The organism is Mycolicibacillus koreensis (assembly GCF_002104795.1).
GTDB lineage: Bacteria > Actinomycetota > Actinomycetes > Mycobacteriales > Mycobacteriaceae > Mycobacterium > Mycobacterium koreense.
In genome coordinates, this window is sequence record NZ_NCXO01000016.1 from 31840 (window position 1) to 49173 (window position 17334).

Annotated in this window: 20 protein-coding genes; 10 read left to right on the forward strand and 10 right to left on the reverse strand. The window is 69.7% G+C overall.

The annotated features are described in order from the left end of the window. Nucleotides 1–177: 177 nt before the first annotated feature. The 3 genes from B8W67_RS21515 to B8W67_RS09170 all read left to right on the forward strand — a co-directional run bounded on the left by B8W67_RS21515 (nucleotide 178) and on the right by B8W67_RS09170 (nucleotide 2755). The gene (locus tag B8W67_RS21515; protein WP_069391783.1) at nucleotides 178–627 is read left to right on the forward strand and encodes a carotenoid oxygenase family protein; all 450 of its coding nucleotides are present in this window, start codon (nucleotides 178–180) and stop codon (nucleotides 625–627) included. Beyond that, on the forward strand, nucleotides 555–1616 hold the full coding sequence (locus tag B8W67_RS09165) for a carotenoid oxygenase family protein (protein ID WP_069391784.1): 1062 nt from the start codon (nucleotides 555–557) through the stop codon (nucleotides 1614–1616). Before B8W67_RS21515 ends, B8W67_RS09165 begins: the two co-directional genes overlap by 73 nt. Before the next feature lie 227 nt (nucleotides 1617–1843). Then, on the forward strand, nucleotides 1844–2755 hold the full coding sequence (locus B8W67_RS09170; protein ID WP_084228646.1) for an oxygenase MpaB family protein: 912 nt from the start codon (nucleotides 1844–1846) through the stop codon (nucleotides 2753–2755). A 31-nt stretch (nucleotides 2756–2786) separates the two neighbouring features. Here the strand turns inward: B8W67_RS09170 and B8W67_RS09175 are convergent, their stop codons facing one another. Next, entirely contained in the window at nucleotides 2787–3473 is a 687-nt protein-coding gene (locus tag B8W67_RS09175) for a demethylmenaquinone methyltransferase (RefSeq protein ID WP_069391892.1), read from the reverse strand. Then, nucleotides 3470–4060, reverse strand: coding sequence for a glycosyltransferase (locus B8W67_RS09180; RefSeq protein ID WP_069391785.1), 591 nt, complete (start codon nucleotides 4058–4060; stop codon nucleotides 3470–3472). Before B8W67_RS09180 ends, B8W67_RS09175 begins: the two co-directional genes overlap by 4 nt. A gap of 129 nt (nucleotides 4061–4189) precedes the next feature. On the opposite strand from B8W67_RS09180, the gene B8W67_RS09185 reads away from it, so the two are divergent. Beyond that, nucleotides 4190–4840, forward strand: a complete 651-nt coding sequence (locus B8W67_RS09185) for a DsbA family protein (RefSeq protein WP_085303642.1) — start codon at nucleotides 4190–4192, stop codon at nucleotides 4838–4840. Here B8W67_RS09185 and B8W67_RS09190 read toward each other — a convergent pair. From B8W67_RS09190 to B8W67_RS09205, 4 genes are read right to left on the reverse strand one after another with little or no spacing between them, the layout of a single operon-like run. Further along, nucleotides 4801–5352, reverse strand: coding sequence for a DUF3592 domain-containing protein (locus tag B8W67_RS09190; protein ID WP_069391786.1), 552 nt, complete (start codon nucleotides 5350–5352; stop codon nucleotides 4801–4803). The two genes, B8W67_RS09185 and B8W67_RS09190, sit on opposite strands and share 40 nt — an antisense overlap. Next, on the reverse strand, nucleotides 5349–7007 hold the full coding sequence (menD, locus tag B8W67_RS09195) for a 2-succinyl-5-enolpyruvyl-6-hydroxy-3-cyclohexene-1-carboxylic-acid synthase (RefSeq protein WP_069391787.1): 1659 nt from the start codon (nucleotides 7005–7007) through the stop codon (nucleotides 5349–5351). The genes B8W67_RS09190 and menD overlap by 4 nt, the downstream gene beginning before the upstream one ends. 42 nt (nucleotides 7008–7049) lie before the next feature. Then, a complete protein-coding gene (locus B8W67_RS09200; RefSeq protein WP_109470076.1) occupies nucleotides 7050–7841 on the reverse strand; it encodes an alpha/beta fold hydrolase in 792 nt (263 codons plus the stop codon). 48 nt (nucleotides 7842–7889) lie between these two features. Next, on the reverse strand, nucleotides 7890–8861 hold the full coding sequence (locus B8W67_RS09205) for an o-succinylbenzoate synthase (protein WP_069391788.1): 972 nt from the start codon (nucleotides 8859–8861) through the stop codon (nucleotides 7890–7892). A gap of 76 nt (nucleotides 8862–8937) precedes the next feature. Here B8W67_RS09205 and fadD8 point away from each other — a divergent pair, with 76 nt between their 5' ends. Then, entirely contained in the window at nucleotides 8938–10539 is a 1602-nt protein-coding gene (gene fadD8 / locus B8W67_RS09210) for a fatty-acid--CoA ligase FadD8 (protein WP_069391789.1), read from the forward strand. Nucleotides 10540–10743: 204 nt separating this feature from the next. On the opposite strand, the gene B8W67_RS20260 is transcribed toward fadD8, so the two are convergent. Next, nucleotides 10744–11358, reverse strand: coding sequence for a hypothetical protein (locus tag B8W67_RS20260; RefSeq protein WP_133056087.1), 615 nt, complete (start codon nucleotides 11356–11358; stop codon nucleotides 10744–10746). A 7-nt stretch (nucleotides 11359–11365) separates the two neighbouring features. After that, complete coding sequence (locus B8W67_RS20265; RefSeq protein ID WP_069391791.1) at nucleotides 11366–12262, reverse strand: hypothetical protein; 897 nt, start codon at nucleotides 12260–12262, stop codon at nucleotides 11366–11368. Nucleotides 12263–12420: 158 nt separating this feature from the next. On the opposite strand from B8W67_RS20265, the gene B8W67_RS09220 reads away from it, so the two are divergent. Continuing rightward, nucleotides 12421–13335 (forward strand): 1,4-dihydroxy-2-naphthoyl-CoA synthase, encoded by a 915-nt coding sequence (locus B8W67_RS09220; protein WP_085303604.1) that lies wholly within the window; start codon nucleotides 12421–12423, stop codon nucleotides 13333–13335. Nucleotides 13336–13358: 23 nt separating this feature from the next. On the opposite strand, the gene B8W67_RS09225 is transcribed toward B8W67_RS09220, so the two are convergent. Together B8W67_RS09225 and B8W67_RS09230 are read right to left on the reverse strand one after the other, a co-directional pair. Continuing rightward, on the reverse strand, nucleotides 13359–13925 hold the full coding sequence (locus B8W67_RS09225; protein ID WP_085303606.1) for a hypothetical protein: 567 nt from the start codon (nucleotides 13923–13925) through the stop codon (nucleotides 13359–13361). Then, nucleotides 13922–14584, reverse strand: a complete 663-nt coding sequence (locus tag B8W67_RS09230; RefSeq protein WP_085303607.1) for a sensor domain-containing protein — start codon at nucleotides 14582–14584, stop codon at nucleotides 13922–13924. The genes B8W67_RS09225 and B8W67_RS09230 overlap by 4 nt, the downstream gene beginning before the upstream one ends. Before the next feature lie 89 nt (nucleotides 14585–14673). Here B8W67_RS09230 and B8W67_RS09235 point away from each other — a divergent pair, with 89 nt between their 5' ends. From B8W67_RS09235 to B8W67_RS09250, 4 genes are all read left to right on the forward strand, one after another. Next, the gene (locus tag B8W67_RS09235) at nucleotides 14674–15240 is read left to right on the forward strand and encodes a TetR/AcrR family transcriptional regulator (RefSeq protein WP_069391795.1); all 567 of its coding nucleotides are present in this window, start codon (nucleotides 14674–14676) and stop codon (nucleotides 15238–15240) included. An 81-nt stretch (nucleotides 15241–15321) separates the two neighbouring features. Then, nucleotides 15322–15978, forward strand: a complete 657-nt coding sequence (locus tag B8W67_RS09240) for a biliverdin-producing heme oxygenase (protein ID WP_109561749.1) — start codon at nucleotides 15322–15324, stop codon at nucleotides 15976–15978. Between the two features lie 20 nt (nucleotides 15979–15998). Then, nucleotides 15999–16886 (forward strand): SDR family oxidoreductase, encoded by an 888-nt coding sequence (locus B8W67_RS09245; protein ID WP_085303609.1) that lies wholly within the window; start codon nucleotides 15999–16001, stop codon nucleotides 16884–16886. A gap of 12 nt (nucleotides 16887–16898) precedes the next feature. Then, the gene (locus B8W67_RS09250; RefSeq protein WP_085303611.1) at nucleotides 16899–17294 is read left to right on the forward strand and encodes a VOC family protein; all 396 of its coding nucleotides are present in this window, start codon (nucleotides 16899–16901) and stop codon (nucleotides 17292–17294) included. Nucleotides 17295–17334: the final 40 nt, after the last annotated feature.

Genomic DNA, 17334 nt, shown 5'->3' on the forward strand with positions numbered 1-17334 from the left:
GCACGGCGTTCGCCCAGCGACTTGCCACCGTAGACGCGTTCAGGCTGATCCGTTTCGATGCCACTGAGCCTACCGCCACGTTGACAATCCGACGCCCACCGCCAATGATGTGGATATCGTCATATCCAGATGGTGTGGGTGACGACACCACGAGGTTGCCGTGCGCCGAGGAGAGACATGGACCAGGCTCTGCAAGAACACCGACGGAACCCGATTTTCGTCGACACCGCCGACATACCGGAAACTCCGGAACCGGTGGAACTGGAGATCGACGGCACCGTTCCCGGCGAACTCAGCGGCATCCTCTACCGCAACGGGCCCGTGCGTTTCGAAGGTGGCGGCTTCGCCGCACAGCATCCATTCGACGGCGACGGGTTGGTCTGCCGGTACCGGTTGGACGGCGGCCGAATCACCTTCCGATCGCGATATGTCCGCACCCGCAAGTTCACCCAGATACAGAACGGGCGCGGCGCCGACGTCAAGGGCATCGGTAACCGACTGCCCGGGTGGTGGCGCAACCACGTCTGCCCGCAGATTCCGCCAATACACAAGCGATGTTCCACGCCGGGCGGTTGCTGGCGTTGTCCGATGCCGGCAAACCCTGGGAACTCGATCCCCACACCCTGACGACCATCGGCGCCTGCTCGCTCGACGGCGCGCTGAGTCGCATCGGCAGATACTCTCCGCACCCGCGCGTCGACGCCACGACCGGCGAACTGTTCAACTTCGGTATCGACGTCGTGCCCCGTCTGCTGCCGAAACTGCCCCTCGGCCTCAGGTGTTACCGAACCAGCCCCGACGGTCACACCCGTTCGATCGCGACGATTCCCCTCGACGGAGCCCATATCCAGCACGACTTCGCGATCACGGAGAAATTCCTCGTCTTCCTGATCTCACCGATCACCGTCGACCCGTGGAAGGCGCTGACCCAGCCTCAAGAACTCGCAGCGCAATGGCACCGGGATAAGCCCACACGCGTTATCTTGGTCCCCCGCAACGGCGGTCAGATGGCCGAATACACCCTTGACGAGCCCCTGGCCTACGTTCACATCGTCAACGCCTACCAAGACGACCTCGGCGTACACGTCGATCTTGTCAGGTTCCCCGACCCTGATGACTTCTTCGTACCGACGCGGCAGTTCCGGACCAGCACCCGCGCCGTCGGCGGCTGCACCACACGCGTCACCATCGCACCCTCCGGCACGATTTCACTGCGCGACATCAATGCCCGTCGCTATGAGCTACCGCAGTACGACTGGCGGCGAGCCGGTCTTCCCTACACGTACGGCTACTACACGACGCTTCGCTCCACGCCCGAGACCCCCAACGAGATCTACAAAGTCGACCACACCACCGGAACCGAACAGCGTCTGCAATTCGCGCCCGGCGACGTCCCCGGCGAACCCTTCTTCGTTCCCCGTACCGACGCAGTCGCCGAAGACGACGGCTGGCTACTGACACAGGTCACCAGCGGCGGGTGCACCTCACTACACATCATCGATGCCCGCAACATCCACGACGGGCCCGTCGCCACAGCGGCCGGACCCACCGGCTTCTTCCCGGGCTTTCACGGCAGCTTCACACGGACACGACCAGGCGACCGGACACCGCGGTGACCACTCCGACATCATCGCCGCCGACGGAGTCGTCACCACCTCGAATCGATCTGGCGGGACAGCAAGATCGGTGGAAGTTCTCGGCTCCCTGGTCACGACCGCACCAGGGATCGTCGTTGAAAAACCCGGTCCTACATATGCGATGGACACACGGTTACGAAGTTTCGTTCATTCCACAACAAGCAGACCCCCACACGTCAAAAGGTACAAGTTTTTAGGGAGAGAAAATGACAAATGTCTTGGATGAGGGCCGTGACGAAAACATAGACCGGTCGTCGGCGAAGCGGAACGGCGCCAAAGAGATTTCCTTAGCGGAACTCCATGCCGAGGAAATCGCCGTGCTGAGGCGGCGGATCGATGGCATCGGCGCCCTGATCGGGGACACGGCGAATGTATTCTTGCAGTTGGCATGGCCGGAAGTCGGATACGGCGTCGTGGAAAGTAGCGTAACCACCGGACAGGTCATGCGTCACCCGCTTAAGCGTGCTCGCACCACCCTCGCGTACCTGGGGATCGCCTTGGAGGGCACGCAGGAGCAAATCGATCTGTACCGCCAAGCCGTCAACGAGTCGCATCGCCAGGTCCGGTCAGGACCGCTCTCGCCGGTGAAATACAACGCATTCGACCGGGAACTGCAGCTGTGGGTTGCGTCCTGCCTGTTCTACGGGTTCTGGGACACCTCGGTCCGTATGCACGGACCCATGAGTCCGACTGAAGAAGAAGCTCTACTGCGGCTGTGCGCCCGATTCGGCACCGGTCTGCAAGTGCCCCAGGACATGTGGCATAAGTCGATGGTCGACTTCTGGGAATACTGGGAGAAATCCCTTCAGCGCGTGGACATTGATGAAACCGTCGGTGCGTATTTCCATGATCTGCTGCACCTGCGAATGCTGCCGTTCCCGCTGGATCGGCTGTTCGGTCCGGTGCATGCCTGGTTCAACACAGGCCTCACCCCTGAGGAGATCCGCCGACAACTCGGTCTGCGCTGGACACCGGCCGACGAGCGGCGTCACAGGCGGATTTTGCGTGTGCTCGGTCTGATCTACCGCCGGCTCCCGAGGGTAGTTCGCATGTTCCCACTCAACACCGCCGCCGCTGCGACATTTACTCTTCATCGTCTTCGACGACCGATGGTCTGAGCGGAACCAACCAGCCGGATGTTCGACGCCCCTACGGCTTGTCGGCGGCGTGCAGGGCGACGATGCCGCCGGTGAGATTGCGCCACCGCACCTGCCCCCAGCCGTTGGCGGCGATCTGGCGGGCCAGCGCCTCTTGGCCGGGCCAGGCCCGGATCGATTCGGCCAGGTACCGGTAGGCGTCGGGGTTGCTGGAGACGGCATCGGCCATCGCCGGCAGCGCCCGCATCAGGTACTCCTTGTACACGGTGGCGAACAGCGCACTGGTGGGGGTGGAGAACTCGCAGATCACCAGCCGCCCGCCGGGGCGGGTCACCCGCGCCATCTCGCGCAGCGCCAGGGGGTAGTCGACGACGTTGCGCAGCCCGAAGCTGATCGTGACCGCGTCGAAGACCCCGTCGGCGAACGGCAGCCGCGTCGCGTCCCCGGCGATTTTGGGCACCGTCCGTCGCGCCCCGGCGGCGAGCATCCCCACCGAGAAGTCCGCGGCCACACACCGTGCACCGGACTTGGCCAACTCGACGGTCGAGACCGCGGTGCCGGCGGCGAGGTCCAGCACCGTGTCGCCGGCTCCGATCTGCAGGGCGGCGCGCGTGGCGCGACGCCAGGCGCGGTCGCGCCCCAGCGACATCACGGTGTTGGTGAGGTCGTAGCGGCGCGCCACCCCGTCGAACATCGACGCCACCTCGTGGGGGTCTTTGTGCAGGGTGGCTCGGCTCACCGCCCCGACGCTACCGGGTGCGGCCCCCGGGCGCGCCGCGGAGTGGCGCATGCCTGCCGGTAGTGCTCGACGAGTTCGCCGCCCGCACCGGTTCCCACCCGCCCCGACGGCCAGTAGTGCACCCGCGGAATCCGGTGGGCGGCGAGATCATCGAGCCCACTCTCCCCGACGGCGAGGGTTCGGCTCGCCCGGCGGTACAGATGACAGGCCACCGGCCCGACCCGATCGTCGTAGTCGACGGCCACTACCGGCACCCGAAGCCCACGGGCGATCCGCAGAGCGCCGTAGCCGAGCAGGCCGTGGCCGACCAGATGCACCACGTCGGGGCGGAAGCCGCGCAGCACCCGGCGCAGCCGCGGCCACGGCAGGCCGGTCGGCGCGTGCCCCGCCCGCCGCAGCGCGGGCACCCGGTGCACCCGCATCCCGCCGTAGACCCGGTCGGCCGGCGGCGCGCCGCGCGGCGTGTCCGGGGCGATGATCAAGACCTCGTGATCGGCGTCACGTAACTCATCGACCAGGCGCAACACCGCCGCGGTCACCGCGTCATCGGTGGGCAAAAACCGCTGGGTGACAATTGCAACACGCATATTGCTGATGCTGATGGAAATGAATGTCGATAAGGTTGCGGCTGGGGATACGGGACACGACCACCGCGCGAGCACAGCGTGCCGGGTCGCGTCGGCGGCACGACACCGATGAGAAACGAGGTCTACAGCATGCGGTACCTGTTGGCGGCGCTAGCGGTCACGTTGGGCAGTGCGTTTACCCTCGCCACACCGGCTCACGCCGATACCGCGCCGGGCACGGCGATCGGTGCCGACGGTTTCAGCGTTCTCGTCGGTGCGGCCGACGCACCGGTGCAGTTGGAGATCTTCTGTGAACCGCAGTGCCCGGTCTGCGCCCACTTCGAGGACGCCTCCGGCGACGCGCTTTCCCAACGGTTGGCCGCCGGCGACCTGGCGGTCACCTACCGGTGGTTGACCTTCCTCGACGGCAAGCGGAACAACGACACCTCCGCTCGGATAGCCAACACGTTGCTGCTCGCCGCCGACCCGGGCACACCGGCGCCGTCCTACCAGGGTTTCGTGACCGAGATGTACCGCGCGCAGAACGGTAGCGCCGATGCCCCGTCGGCAACGCAATTGGCGACGATGGCTGCACACAACGGAGTCTCGGGTATGGCGATCGCCCGGATCGCTATCGATCTGCCCGCGGCGGACACCGCGCTGATGAACAGCACCAACATGACTCGGCTCAAGCAGGTCAACCCCGACAATCCGGGCACCCCGACGGTGTACAACCTGAACACCAACGATGTCATCGACGCTCAGGAATCAGGTTGGCTGGACAGTCTTTTCGTGTCGTAGCGGTCAACCCGCACCTCCACCCACGCCAGCAGCGCCAGCAGGACGGCGGCCACCAGCCAGCCGACCACCGCGACCGAGCCGGCCGGGATGATCGCCAGAACCGCGCTGCGGTGCTGCACCCGCACCAGGTCGGGGTCGGACTTGTCGTATTCGACGTAAATCCGCATGCCGGTGGCTAATTCGGAGGGATAGAGCACCCCGAGTTCCGGCCGGTAGGTGACGCGGTCGGGGGTGACGAACTCGATGGTGGAGCGCCGCGGGCCGGCGTTGAGCACCTCGGCCTGGGCAACTCCCATATTGTGGTCGATCGCCAGGTCGTTGCGCCACGCACCGGCGACCAGAAGTACCGACTGCAACGTGACCAACCCGGCCACGATGAGCACGGTGATCCGCGCCCAGCGAAGCACCCGCCGACCCCAGCTGTCGGGGGCGTCGACACCGCGGCCGTGAACGAGCAACTGCCCCACCGCTTTCGCCCGTGCGACGACGGGATCGAACCGGTTCAGCTTCATAACGCCGCCTTGATCGCCGCATGCAACGCCCGCAGCGACGACCGGTCCGCTTTGACCTCCAGCACCCGCATCCCCGAACTCGGTTCGGCGAGCGCCGATCGGAGTTCACCGACTTCGATCTGGCGGGATTCGACGTGATAGGCGCGGCACAGCGCCCCGACATCGACGTCGTGCGGGGTTCCGAAGATTCGCGAGGACACGTCGGAGAACCGGGGGTCGCCTTGTTCGAGCAGTTCGAAGATGCCGCCACCGTTGTCGTTGGCGACAACGATCGTCAGCCGCTGCGGTGTCGGCTCGGTCGGCCCGATCAGCAGCCCGGAGCTGTCGTGCACGAACGTCAGGTCGCCGATGAGCGCGATGGTGCGCCCGTCGGCATGGTCGCGCTCGTGGGCCAGCGCAGCGCCGATCGCGGTGGACACCGTGCCGTCGATGCCGGCGACGCCGCGGTTGGAGCGCACCACCACCTCCGGGGTGCTCGGGCCGACCAGGGCAGCGTCGCGCACCGGGTTGGACGCGCCGAGCACCAGTTGGTCCCCGGGGCGCAACGCGGCGCTCACCGCCGCGGCGACGTGCAGTCCCGTGGTCAGCGGGTGGGCGGCCAGTTGTCCGTGCACCGCCGCCAGCGCATCGCGGTGCAGCTCGGCGCAGCGCCGCAGCCAGGCCGGGTTCGGGGTGCCGCTGAGCACCGCGCGGGTGCCGGTGGCCTGCGAGTTGCCCGACACGTCGGGCCAGCGCGGTCCGGTGGTCAGCGCGTACACCGCGACCTGCGGGTCGGCCAGCAGTGCGGCGACCGGGCGGTGCAGGGTGGGCCGGCCCAGCATGATCACCTGCTGCGGGCGCAGCAGCGCCAGCGCCAGCGGGTGCAGCGGGTTGGGTGGGACACGACCGGCGAACGACGTCGGTTCGGCCACCGTCGGCAGCCCGGCCAGATCGGGGTGCTCACCGGCCCCGTGGCCGGCGATGACGACGGTGTCGGCGGTGACGTCGATCGGCAGCGGCTGGTCGAACACCACCGGCGGGGAGGCGGTCCACGCCGTGCCGTCGGGTCGGCCGGGTGGATGCGCACCGCGCTCCCCGTCGGGTTCGTGGGCGGGAACCAGCGGCTCACGCAGCGGGATGTCGAAATGCACCGGCCCGGCGTTGGCACTGCGAGATCCGGTGGCCGCAGCCAACACTCGGCACGTCGCCGAGCGCCAGGTGGCGTTGAGCTCATCCAGCCGTTCCGGTGCGTCCTCGGCCAGTCCGAGGTTGATCGTGGCGCGCACCTGGGTGCCGAAGTAGCCGAGCTGCTCCATGGTCTGGTTGGCGCCGGTGCCCAGCAACTCATAGGGACGGTTGGCCGACAGCACGATCAGCGGTACCCGTGCGTAGTTGGCCTCCACCACCGCCGGGCCGAGGTTGGCCACCGCCGTGCCCGACGTCATCGTCACGCACACCGGCGCACCGGCGCCGATCGCGAGCCCGATCGCCAGGTATCCGGCGGTGCGCTCGTCGATGCGCACGTGCAGCCGGATCCGGCCGGCCCGGTCGGCGTCGGCCAGCGCGAACGCCAACGGCGCGTTGCGTGAACCCGGGCAGAGCACGACGTCGCGCACACCGCCGCGGATCAGTTCGTCGACGACGACACGCGCCTGGATCGTCGAGGGGTTGCTCACCGGTTCAGCCTAAGCCGTCCCACGTGCCGGGCCCGGGCCGGTTCACGGGTGGGCGGCGAAAAAGTCCAGCGCAGCGGTGTTCACCGCCTCCGGCGCCTCGATGAAACCCAGATGCCCGGTGTCGGGGATCAGCTGGAAGGCGGCGCCGGGGATCGCCTCGGCGACCTCACGACCCAGATGCGGCGGTGTCACCACGTCGTCGGCGAAGCCGAGTACCAAAACCGGAGCAGCGATCGACCGGTAGGCCGGAAGTCGGTTGGTCTGCGGGGCGACGTTGAGCTGGCAGGCCGAGCCCGGGGTGGATTCGGACGGCCACATGGTGAACATGGAGATCCAATCGTCCACGGCTGCATCATCGTTGAGCGTCTTGGGCGAGAAGCTCTCCAACAGTCGAGCTTTGGCATCATATTCGGCCGGCAACTGCAGACCGGAGGAAGCCAGTTGGGCTTCAGCGGACCGAAAGAAGCTGCGGGCTTTGTCTTCTCGCCCCCGCGTGGCCATCAGGACTGCGGAGTGCACCAGCTCCGGGCGTGCCAGCATCAGCTCCTGAGCGATGAAGGACCCCATCGACACCGCGACGATGCGCACCGGACCGCCGACGAGTTCGTCGATGAGCGCGGCGGTGTCGGCGACCATCGTCTCGGTGGTGAACCCGTCGGCATTGGCGGTGGCACCGACCCCGCGGTTGTCGAACGTGATGGTGCGGTAGCCGGCGAACATGAACGTTTTCACCTGGTACAGGTGCCAGCCGCGCCCGGCACCGCCGCGCCCGGCGATGAACACCACGGTGCCGGCGGCACCGGATCCGCGATCGTCGTAGGCCAGATTGATCACGGTGGTGACGCTACGCGATCGGCTCGCCTCGGCGTCCTCGCGTCGGCGTCACCGCGCTCGCGCCGCCAAAACGGCGTGGCAGCGCCGGATCCGCTCGATCCACCACCGCCGGCGCTCGGCGGGGACCGCCAGCGCGGCCAGCCGGGCCGGGTCGGGGGTGACCGCGCGCACCGGCAGCGCGCCGTCGACGGGGACCGCAGGTTCGGCGACGTCCTCGATGAACAGCCCGCCGGTGCCCAGCCCGCAGGCGTGGTCGAGGCGCGGCAGTGCGGCGGCGGCCGCCAGCGCCGATCCGATGCCCACCGCCGAGTCCAGGGCGCTGGAGACCACCACCGGGATGGCGATCTGCGCGGCGATCTGGCTCAGCGCGGTGGCTCCGCCGAGCGGGGCCACCTTGAGCACCGCCACGTCCGCGGCGTGGGCGCGCACCACCGCCAGCGGGTCGGCGGCTTTGCGGATGCTCTCGTCGGCGGCCACCGGCACCGCCACCTGCCGGCGCACCTGGGCCAGCTCGGCCACGGTGGCGCAGGGCTGCTCCAGGTATTCCAGGGGGCCGGCGGCGGTCAGCGCCCGGGCCGCCGCCACGGCCTGCGGCACCGTCCAGCCGCCGTTGGCGTCGACGCGCACCGTCGGTATCGACGCCCGCACCGCCTCGACCCGGGCGACGTCGTCGGCGAGGGTCTGGCCGGGTTCGGCGACCTTCACCTTGGCGGTGCGCGCCCCGGGGAAGCGTGCCAGCACCTCGGGCACCTGCGCGGGGGGCACCGCGGGGACGGTGGCGTTGATCGCGATGTGGGTGCGCCGCGGCGCCGGCGGGGGGCGATAGGCCGCCTCCAGCCCGGCCGCCAGCCACGACGCCGCTTCGTCGTCGTCGTATTCGAGGAAGGCACCGAACTCACCCCAGCCGGCCGGGCCGTCGATCACGGCGAGTTCGCGGGTGGTGATGCCCCGAAACCGCACCCGCATCGGCAGGGCCACCACGTGCACCCGGTCCAGCAGGTCGTCGAGGGTGGCGAACATGGGTCCATCGTGCCTTCCACCGGGGTGTTCGCCGGGCGGCGCCCACCGATATTGCAACACGTTCTAGTGTGGGTCCATGAGCGACGAGCTACTACGCAACCCCGTCCACACCGGGCATCTGCTGGCCGGTGCGCTGCACCGTCACCGCGACGCCCCGGTGCTGTTCCTCGGTGAGACCACGCTGACCGGCGGCCAGCTGGCCGACCGGATCAGCCAGTACATCCAGGCGTTCGAGGCGGTCGGCGCCGGCACCGGCACCGCGGTGGGCCTGCTGTCGCTGAACCGCCCGGAGGTGCTGATGATCATCGGCGCCGGCCAGACCCAGGGGTACCGGCGCACCTCGCTGCACCCGCTGGGTTCGCTCGACGACCACGCCTACGTGCTGGCCGACGCCGGCATCAGCTCGCTGATCATCGACCCCACCCCCGCGTTCGTGCAGCGTGCGGTCGGTCTGCTGGAACGGGTCGAGTCGCTGCGCCAGATCCTCACCCTGGGTCCGGTGCCCGCCGAGCTCGCCGAGGTCGGGGTGGACCTGACCGCTGAGGCCGCGAAGTATCCGGCGCGGCCACTGGCCGTCGCCGACCTGGCGCCGGATCACATCGGCGGGCTGACCTACACCGGCGGCACCACCGGCAAACCCAAGGGCGTCATGGGCACGGTCGGGTCGATCACCGCGATGACCACGGTCCAGCTCGCCGAGTGGGAGTGGCCGGCGAACCCGAAGTTTTTGATGTGCACCCCGCTGTCGCACGCCGGGGCGGCGTTTTTCACCCCGACCGTGGTCAAGGGCGGCCAGATGGTGGTGGTGCCCAAATTCGATCCGGGCGAGATCCTGCGGATCATCGAGGAGCAGCGGATCACCGCCACCATGCTGGTCCCGTCGATGCTCTACGCGTTGCTCGATCATCCCGACTCGCGCACCCGCGACCTGTCGTCGTTGGAGACGGTGTACTACGGCGCCTCGGCGATCAACCCGGTGCGCCTGGCCGAGGCGATCGAGCGGTTCGGCCCGATCTTCGCGCAGTACTACGGGCAGTCCGAGGCGCCGATGGTGATCAGCTACCTGGCCAAGGCCGACCACGACGAGAAGCGGCTCTCCTCGTGCGGGCGGCCGACCCTGTTCGCGCGCACCGCGCTGCTAGGCGAGGACGGCACCCCGGTGGCCCCCGGTGAGCCCGGTGAGATCTGTGTGGCCGGCCCGCTGTTGGCCGGCGGGTACTGGAACCTGCCGGAGGCCACCGCCGAGACGTTCCGCGACGGCTGGCTGCGCACCGGCGACATGGCCCGCGAGGACGCCGACGGCTTCTGGTTCATCGTCGACCGGGTCAAGGACATGATCGTCACCGGTGGGTTCAACGTGTTCCCCCGCGAGGTCGAGGACGTCATCGCCGAGCATCCGGCGATCGCGCAGGTGTGCGTGGTCGGCGCCCCGGACGACAAGTGGGGTGAGGCGGTGACCGCGGTGGTGGTGCTGCGGTCCGACGCCGCCTCCGATGAGGCCGCGATCGCGACCATGACCGCCGAGGTGCAGGCGGCGGTGAAGGACCGCAAGGGGTCGGTGCAGTCGCCCAAGCAGGTGGTGGTCGTCGACGCGCTGCCACTGACCGGGCTGGGCAAACCCGACAAGAAGGCCGTGCGCGCCCGCTTCTGGGAGGGCACCGGCCGCGCCGTGGGCTAGGCCCGCGTCTGGGCCCCAGCGCCCGGCGCCCCAGCGCCGAACGTGAAGCTGGGTTCACGTTCGCGCCCGAGTGTGAACCTATCTTCACGTTCGAGCGCGGGGCGGCCACGCTCAGCGACACGTTCGAGCGCGGGGCGGCCACGCTCAGCGACCGGTTCACCGCTGAGGCGGCCACGCTCCACGCGCTATGGGCTGTCGCGGCGGTCAGGGCCAGGTGGCGGGCTGTGGCCACGGCGCCGGTGCCCGCCGAGGCGCTGCGGCGATGTACTGCCAGAGCGCGATCACCAACACCATCAGCACGCACAGCAGCGCGATGAACAGGCCCGCCCCGTAATTGACCGGCAGACCCGTGGAGCCGGGGTCGAGCTGGGGGCCATCGGGGGACATCTGCATCTGCTCTGCCAACTCCCCGGTGACGGTCATTTTCGGGGAGCGCCGCAGCCCCACCGACCCGGCCAGCAGGACCGTGACCGTCATCAACGCCGCCGTCGCCCCCCACAGCCGGCGGTCGGCGCCGCGGACCAGTTGGGTGGCCGCGACCGCCACCGCCGCGGCCAGCGCCAGCGGGATCAGCCCGAGGGCCGGCACCCCGCCGGTGCCCCAGCTGTAGAAGTCGAGCTCGATGTCCATGGTGCCGCCGAGTCGCTCCTCGACACCGCTGGCGCGCAGATATTCGTCATCGACGTGCATCACCCACACCGGCAATCGCGTGCTGAACAGGCCGACCAACGCGACGAGGCCGACCAGCGCAGCGGACAGCCACGCCGACAACGGGCGCGCGGGCGGCCCGACGCCGAGGTGGGGGTAGCTACCGGTCATGGCCGGATCACCACTGTGGCGGGGCCGGCGGGCCGGGCGGCGGCTGCGGACCCGGCGGCGGCGGGCCAGGCGGCGGCGGGCCCGGGGCAAACGGCGGCGGACCAGACTCAAACGGACCCGGCGCAAACGGCGCAAACGGACCCATCGGCAGCGCCGCGGGCTGGGCCGGTGCCCGTTTAAACACCACCACCAGCGACGCGCCCCAGCCGAGCAGGGCGCACACCAGCGCGACGATCAGCCCGGAACCCGGGCCGACCGACCCCACCGACGCGATCAGGCTGTCGACGCTGCGGGCGCCGGTCTGTTGTTGGAACTCGGTCAGCAGCTCGCCGGTCAACTCCACCGACGGCAGCGGGCTGCTGATGATCAGCACCAGCGCCAGCAGCGTGCCGGTGCCGGCGAAGACCGACGCCAACGGCGCGGTCGTGGACTCCCGACCGACGATCACCGGCACCGCACACAGTGCCGCCAGCACCAGCAGCACCGGGATCGCCTGCGCGACGATCGGCGGCGTCACCACCGGAAAAACGTCGTAGAAACCAATCCCGACGCGGATCTCGCCGGACGGTGCGTCGTCGCCGCCCAGCTGCGCCGATGACGGCACCACGGTGATGGTGTACAGCGGCAACAGCGAGGCCGCCAAGGAGAGCAGACCCGCCACCGCGACGGCGATCGCGGCGATCCTGGCCACCGGGAACCCTCCCCCACCGAATCGGGGGCCGGCGGGCGGACCGAAGCCCGGCGCCACCGGCTGCACCGGCGGGCCCCCCACCGGCGGCGGCCCGGGGTAGCCGAAGCCGGGCGCTGCGGGTTGCGGGCCGCCCGGCGGCGGACCGGTCGGTGCGGGCATGCGTGACTGCCAGGTCGGGTCGGCCCCGTGCTGGTGTTGGGGGTTGTCGTCCACGCCGGCACCCTTCTCACGTCGATGAACTGCGACGACGTCGCGGGATTCCGCGGCGACGGGAAAACGATAACGGAGAATCCGCAGGGCAGAGCACACCGATTGCGCCCCGGCTCCTGCCGCCTCCCGCCACCGCGCCAGCCGACTCTACAGTCGGTGGGGTGAGCGACAACCCCTTTGACCCCGCCCTGTGGGAGCCGGTGGCCGGGTTCACCGACCTGACCGACATCACCTATCACCGCCACGTGCTCGACGGCACGCCCCAGCCGACGGTGCGGGTGGCCTTCGACCGCCCCGAAGTGCGCAACGCGTTCCGCCCGCACACCGTCGACGAGCTCTACCGCGCGCTCGATCACGCCCGGATGTCCGCGGACGTCGGGGTGGTGCTGCTCACCGGCAACGGGCCCTCCCCGAAGGACGGCGGCTGGGCGTTCTGCTCCGGCGGTGATCAGCGCATCCGTGGGCGCACCGGATACCAGTACGCCGCCGGGGAGACCGCCGACACCGTCGATGTCGCGCGCGCCGGGCGGCTGCACATCCTGGAGGTGCAGCGACTGATCCGCTTCATGCCGAAACCGGTGATCGCCCTGGTCAACGGCTGGGCCGCGGGTGGGGGCCACAGCCTGCACGTGGTCTGCGACCTCACCCTGGCCAGCCGCGAGCACGCCCGGTTCAAGCAGACCGACGCCGATGTCGGCAGCTTCGACGGCGGCTACGGCAGCGCCTATCTGGCCCGGCAGGTGGGCCAGAAGTTCGCCCGGGAGATCTTCTTTCTGGGCCGGGCCTACAGCGCCGAGCAGATGCATCACATGGGCGCGGTCAACGAGGTGGTCGACCACGGCGAGCTGGAGCGGGTGGCACTGGAATGGGCCGCGGAGATCAACGCGAAATCGCCTCAGGCCCAACGCATGCTGAAGTTCGCCTTCAACTTGCTCGACGACGGCCTGGTCGGCCAGCAGCTCTTCGCCGGGGAAGCCACCCGGCTGGCGTACATGACCGACGAGGCCGTTGAGGGCCGGGATGCGTTCCTAGAGAAACGTGACCCGGACTGGAGTGCGTTCCCGCGCTACTTCTGAACCGCGCACCGCGGGTGAAACGCTCACCGCGCGCGCGACGGCACGTTGCCGCCGGCACGCGCCACCGGCCCGGCGGGCGCCGGCGGCAACCGCTGGTACTGGTTGCCCGGCTGCGGCGCGGTGTGCGGCGGCGGGTTCGCCTGGATCAGCGCGTTGAGTTCGGCGGCGGCGGCCGCGGCGATCGCGGCGCGTTCGGTCGTCAGCCGCTCCGCCTCCGCTTTGAGTCCGTCGAGTTCGGTGGAGAGTCCGGACTGCTCGGCGCGCAGAGCGTTGCCCTCGGCGTTGATCCGGTCGGCGACCGCCGGCGGCGCGGTCCGGTTGGGGTAGGCGTCGACGGCGGCGTTGTGCTCGTCGATGCGGCGCAGCAGGTCGTCGGTGCGCTCCTTGAAGTCACCGAGCTTGATGTTGAGCTCGGCCAACGCCGTGTTGTAGACGACGATGCGCGAGCTGAGTTCCTTCGAGTAGCGCGGATCGGGATCGAACGGGGTGGGGTCGGCGCCGACAGCCGGGCTGGTGATCATCGCCGCGAGCAGCGCCGCCACCGCGGCCACGGTGAGCAGCACCCGGCGGTGCACGGCGGGCGGGCTCATTTGCCGGCTACGTTCGCCGCCAACTCCTCGGCGAGGGCGGTCGCCGCCGGCCGGCCGTTGCCGACCTGGCAGACCGCGCTCTGCACCACCCAGGCCCCGGTCAGCCGCGCCTCCCGGAAACAGGACCAGTCGTGGCTGCCGTCCTGTGCGGCGGTCCAGCGGGCAACAGTGTCCCCGGCGTCCCCGGCGTCCTCGTCGAGCTGAAACGTCCACGTCGATGTCGACCCGTCGAGCGCGTCGGTGGCCGTGGCCGACGTGTCCCCGGCGCAGCCGCGCACCCCGGCGACCAGCGCGTCGAACACGGTCCGTGCGGCCGCTTCATCGGGATATTTCCCGGCCGTCTGGGTCACCGAGTGATCCCAGTAGTCGGCGGCTTCCTGCATGGCGACCAGGTGATATTGCGTCCATCCGGGGGTGTAGACCGCGGTGGTCGACGGTCCGGCGGCCACCGCGCAGTCCTTCGGGTCGACGGTGACCGGCTCCGGCGGCGCCACATCGGCGGTGGTGTTGGCCAGCTCGGCGCCGACCAGCTCACCGACCTGGGTGGCTCCCACCGCCAGCGCGGGGATGGCTTTGACCGCCGTGCCGTCGATGACCTGGGTGCACCCGGTGCTCAACGCCAGCACCACCACACCGCCGATCGCCCAGCTGCCTCGCATCCGCCTGATGGTAGCGGCGCCGCGCCTGCGGCGGGCCGCAGTCACCGACCATGCACCCTCGCCGGCCGCGGCGGCTATAGAGTCGCGCTGTGCCCAGGATCAGCGCCTCCTCCGTCGGGGAACACCGCGAGCAGATCCAGCAGCGGATCTTCGACGCGTTCGCCACCCTGATGGCCGAGCAGAGCTTCGACGCCATCACGATGGCGCAGTTGGCCGCCGAGGCCGGGTTGGGGCGCACCGCGATCTACCACCATTTCCCGAGCAAGGAAGCTGTGGTGGTGGCGTTCGCCTCCCGCGAGACCAGCCGCTACATCGCCGGATTGCAGGCGGTGCTCGCCGACGTCGACGACCCGGTGGAGCGGCTGCGTCTCTACATCCGCCACCAGGTCGACGCCGGGGAGAAGTTCCACATGGGGCTGGGCCGCCAGCTCTACGGGGTGCTCTCCCAGGAGACGATGGGCGCGATCCGCGATCACGTCGGGGAGATCGAGGCGGTGCTGCGCGAGATCCTGGCCCGCGGGGTCGACGCCGGACGGTTCAGCGTCGACGACGAGGCCGCCACCATGTCGCTCATCCACGCCTGCCTGGCGCCGCGGGATCTGCCGGCGGAGCTGATCGAACGCTTCGTGGTGCGCGCACTGGGCGCCACCCCCTGACACCCACCCCACATTGACGACGTTGACAAGTTGTCAGTATGATTCTGACAACTTGTCACGCACCTCGTTGTTGGGAGCCCCATGCTGAACACCCTCGCCGCCGCCCGTCCGTTGTCGGTCGCGCTGAGGGAGGGGACCACCGCCGAGCACGACGCCGCCGAACACTCGACGTTCATGACCGAGTTGCTCGCCGGGCGGGTCAACGCCCGCGGCTACGGCGACTATCTGCGCCGGCTGCGGATGATCTACCTCGCCCTGGAGGACAGCGTGCGCGCCCACCGCGCCGACCCGCTGGTGGCGGCGGTCTACGACCCGGCGCTGGAACGGCGCGCCGCGATCGACGCCGACCTGCGGTTCTGGGACCCGCAGACCGATCCGGCGGCCCCGGCGGACTCCCCGGTCGCCGCCGCCTACCGCGACCGGATCCGCACCGCCGACTGGGGTGGCGCACTGGTCGCCCACCACTACACCCGCTACCTGGGCGACCTCTCCGGCGGCCTGGCGATCGGCAAGCTTTTGGGTCGTGCCTTCGAGCTCACCGACGGTGCCGGGTTGGCGTTCTACGACTTCCCGATGCGTCCCAAGCCGTACAAGGACGGCTACCGGTCCCGCCTCGACGGGCTCGGCCTGGGCCCGCAGCAGATCGACCGTGCCGTCGCCGAGGTCAAGGTGGCGTTCACGCTCAACCAGCAGCTGTTCGCCGAACTCGGCGAGAACCTCACGCAGTACCGCCGCTGACGGTCCCTACACTGCCGGGGGTGACCAGAAATCCGCTGCGCCGCCTCACCGACCCGTTCATGCTCGCCGCGATGCGCCCGCCGCTGGCGCCGCAACTGCGGCTGCACAACCCCACCGCCCATCCGGTGGATCTGGCCGGCAAACGGGTCCTGCTGACCGGCGCGTCGTCGGGGATCGGGGAGGCCGCCGCCGAGCAGTTCGCCCGCCAGGGCGCCACGGTCATCGCGGTGGCCCGCCGCCAGGAACTGCTGGAGCAGGTGACGTCCCGCATCGCCGCCGCCGGCGGGGACGCCACCGCCCTGCCCGCGGACCTGTCGGACATGGCCGCGATCGACGCGCTCGTCGACGATGTCACCAAGCGGTTCGGCGGGGTGGACATCCTGGTCAACAACGCCGGACGGTCGATTCGCCGGCCGCTGGAGGAGTCCCTGGAGCGCTGGCATGACGTGGAGCGCACGATAGCGCTCAACTACTACGCGCCGCTGCGGCTGGTGCGGGGGCTGGGCCCGGGCATGCGGGAGCGCGGCGACGGCCACATCATCAACGTCGCCACCTGGGGAGTGATGACCGAGGCGTCCCCGCTGTTCGGGGTCTACAACGGTTCCAAGGCGGCGCTGGCGGCGGTGAGCCGGGTGATGGAGACCGAGTGGGGCCGGCACGGCGTGCACTCCACCGCCCTGTTCTACCCGCTGGTGGCGACACCGATGATCGCGCCGACCAAGGAGTTCGCCGGCCGTGCCGCGCTCAGCGCCGAGGAGGCCGCCGGCTGGATGGTCACCGCCGCACGCACCCGCCCGGTGCGCATCGCCCCGCGGCTCGCCGTGGGGATGCGCGCGCTCGACGTGGTCGGCCCGAGCTGGGTGAACGCCCTGCTCAAGGGGCAGCCGGAGAGTCGTCCACGCAGCTGACGGGAGATCACGATGGAGATTCTGGCCAGCCGGGTGTTGTTCCGGCCCCGCGACTACCGCCGCTCCCTGCGGTTCTACCGCGACGAACTCGGGTTGGCGATCGCCCGCGAGTACGGCGCGGGAACGGTGTTCTACGCCGGGCAGTCGCTGATCGAACTGGCCGGTCACGGCGACCCGCCGGTCGCCGCCCCGCCGTTTCCCGGGGCGCTGTGGCTGCAGGTCCGCGACGTGCGCGCCACCCAGGCCGAACTGGAGGGCCGCGGGGTGCCGATCACCCGCGCGGCCCGTCGTGAACCGTGGGGACTGCACGAGATGCACGTCACCGACCCCGACGGGGTGACCCTGATTTTCGTGCAGGTCCCCGAGGATCACCCGCTGCGACGCGACCCCAGGTTAACCGCGGGGTAACATCTGGCAACGAATCCGGACACGCCCGTGATTTTGCTTC

What these genes read in the sequence shown, in the direction of transcription:
- B8W67_RS21515 (WP_069391783.1), top strand. Translation starts at nt 178, where the DNA reads ATGGACCAGGCTCTGCAAGAACACCGACGGAACCCGATTTTCGTCGAC.
- B8W67_RS09165 (WP_069391784.1), top strand. Translation starts at nt 555, where the DNA reads ATGTTCCACGCCGGGCGGTTGCTGGCGTTGTCCGATGCCGGCAAACCC.
- B8W67_RS09170 (WP_084228646.1), top strand. Translation starts at nt 1,844, where the DNA reads ATGACAAATGTCTTGGATGAGGGCCGTGACGAAAACATAGACCGGTCG.
- B8W67_RS09180 (WP_069391785.1), bottom strand. Translation starts at nt 4,060, where the DNA reads ATGCGTGTTGCAATTGTCACCCAGCGGTTTTTGCCCACCGATGACGCG.
- B8W67_RS09185 (WP_085303642.1), top strand. Translation starts at nt 4,190, where the DNA reads ATGCGGTACCTGTTGGCGGCGCTAGCGGTCACGTTGGGCAGTGCGTTT.
- B8W67_RS09190 (WP_069391786.1), bottom strand. Translation starts at nt 5,352, where the DNA reads ATGAAGCTGAACCGGTTCGATCCCGTCGTCGCACGGGCGAAAGCGGTG.
- B8W67_RS09205 (WP_069391788.1), bottom strand. Translation starts at nt 8,861, where the DNA reads ATGTTCGCCACCCTCGACGACCTGCTGGACCGGGTGCACGTGGTGGCC.
- fadD8 (WP_069391789.1), top strand. Translation starts at nt 8,938, where the DNA reads ATGAGCGACGAGCTACTACGCAACCCCGTCCACACCGGGCATCTGCTG.
- B8W67_RS20260 (WP_133056087.1), bottom strand. Translation starts at nt 11,358, where the DNA reads ATGACCGGTAGCTACCCCCACCTCGGCGTCGGGCCGCCCGCGCGCCCG.
- B8W67_RS09225 (WP_085303606.1), bottom strand. Translation starts at nt 13,925, where the DNA reads ATGAGCCCGCCCGCCGTGCACCGCCGGGTGCTGCTCACCGTGGCCGCG.
- B8W67_RS09230 (WP_085303607.1), bottom strand. Translation starts at nt 14,584, where the DNA reads ATGCGAGGCAGCTGGGCGATCGGCGGTGTGGTGGTGCTGGCGTTGAGC.
- B8W67_RS09240 (WP_109561749.1), top strand. Translation starts at nt 15,322, where the DNA reads ATGCTGAACACCCTCGCCGCCGCCCGTCCGTTGTCGGTCGCGCTGAGG.
- B8W67_RS09250 (WP_085303611.1), top strand. Translation starts at nt 16,899, where the DNA reads ATGGAGATTCTGGCCAGCCGGGTGTTGTTCCGGCCCCGCGACTACCGC.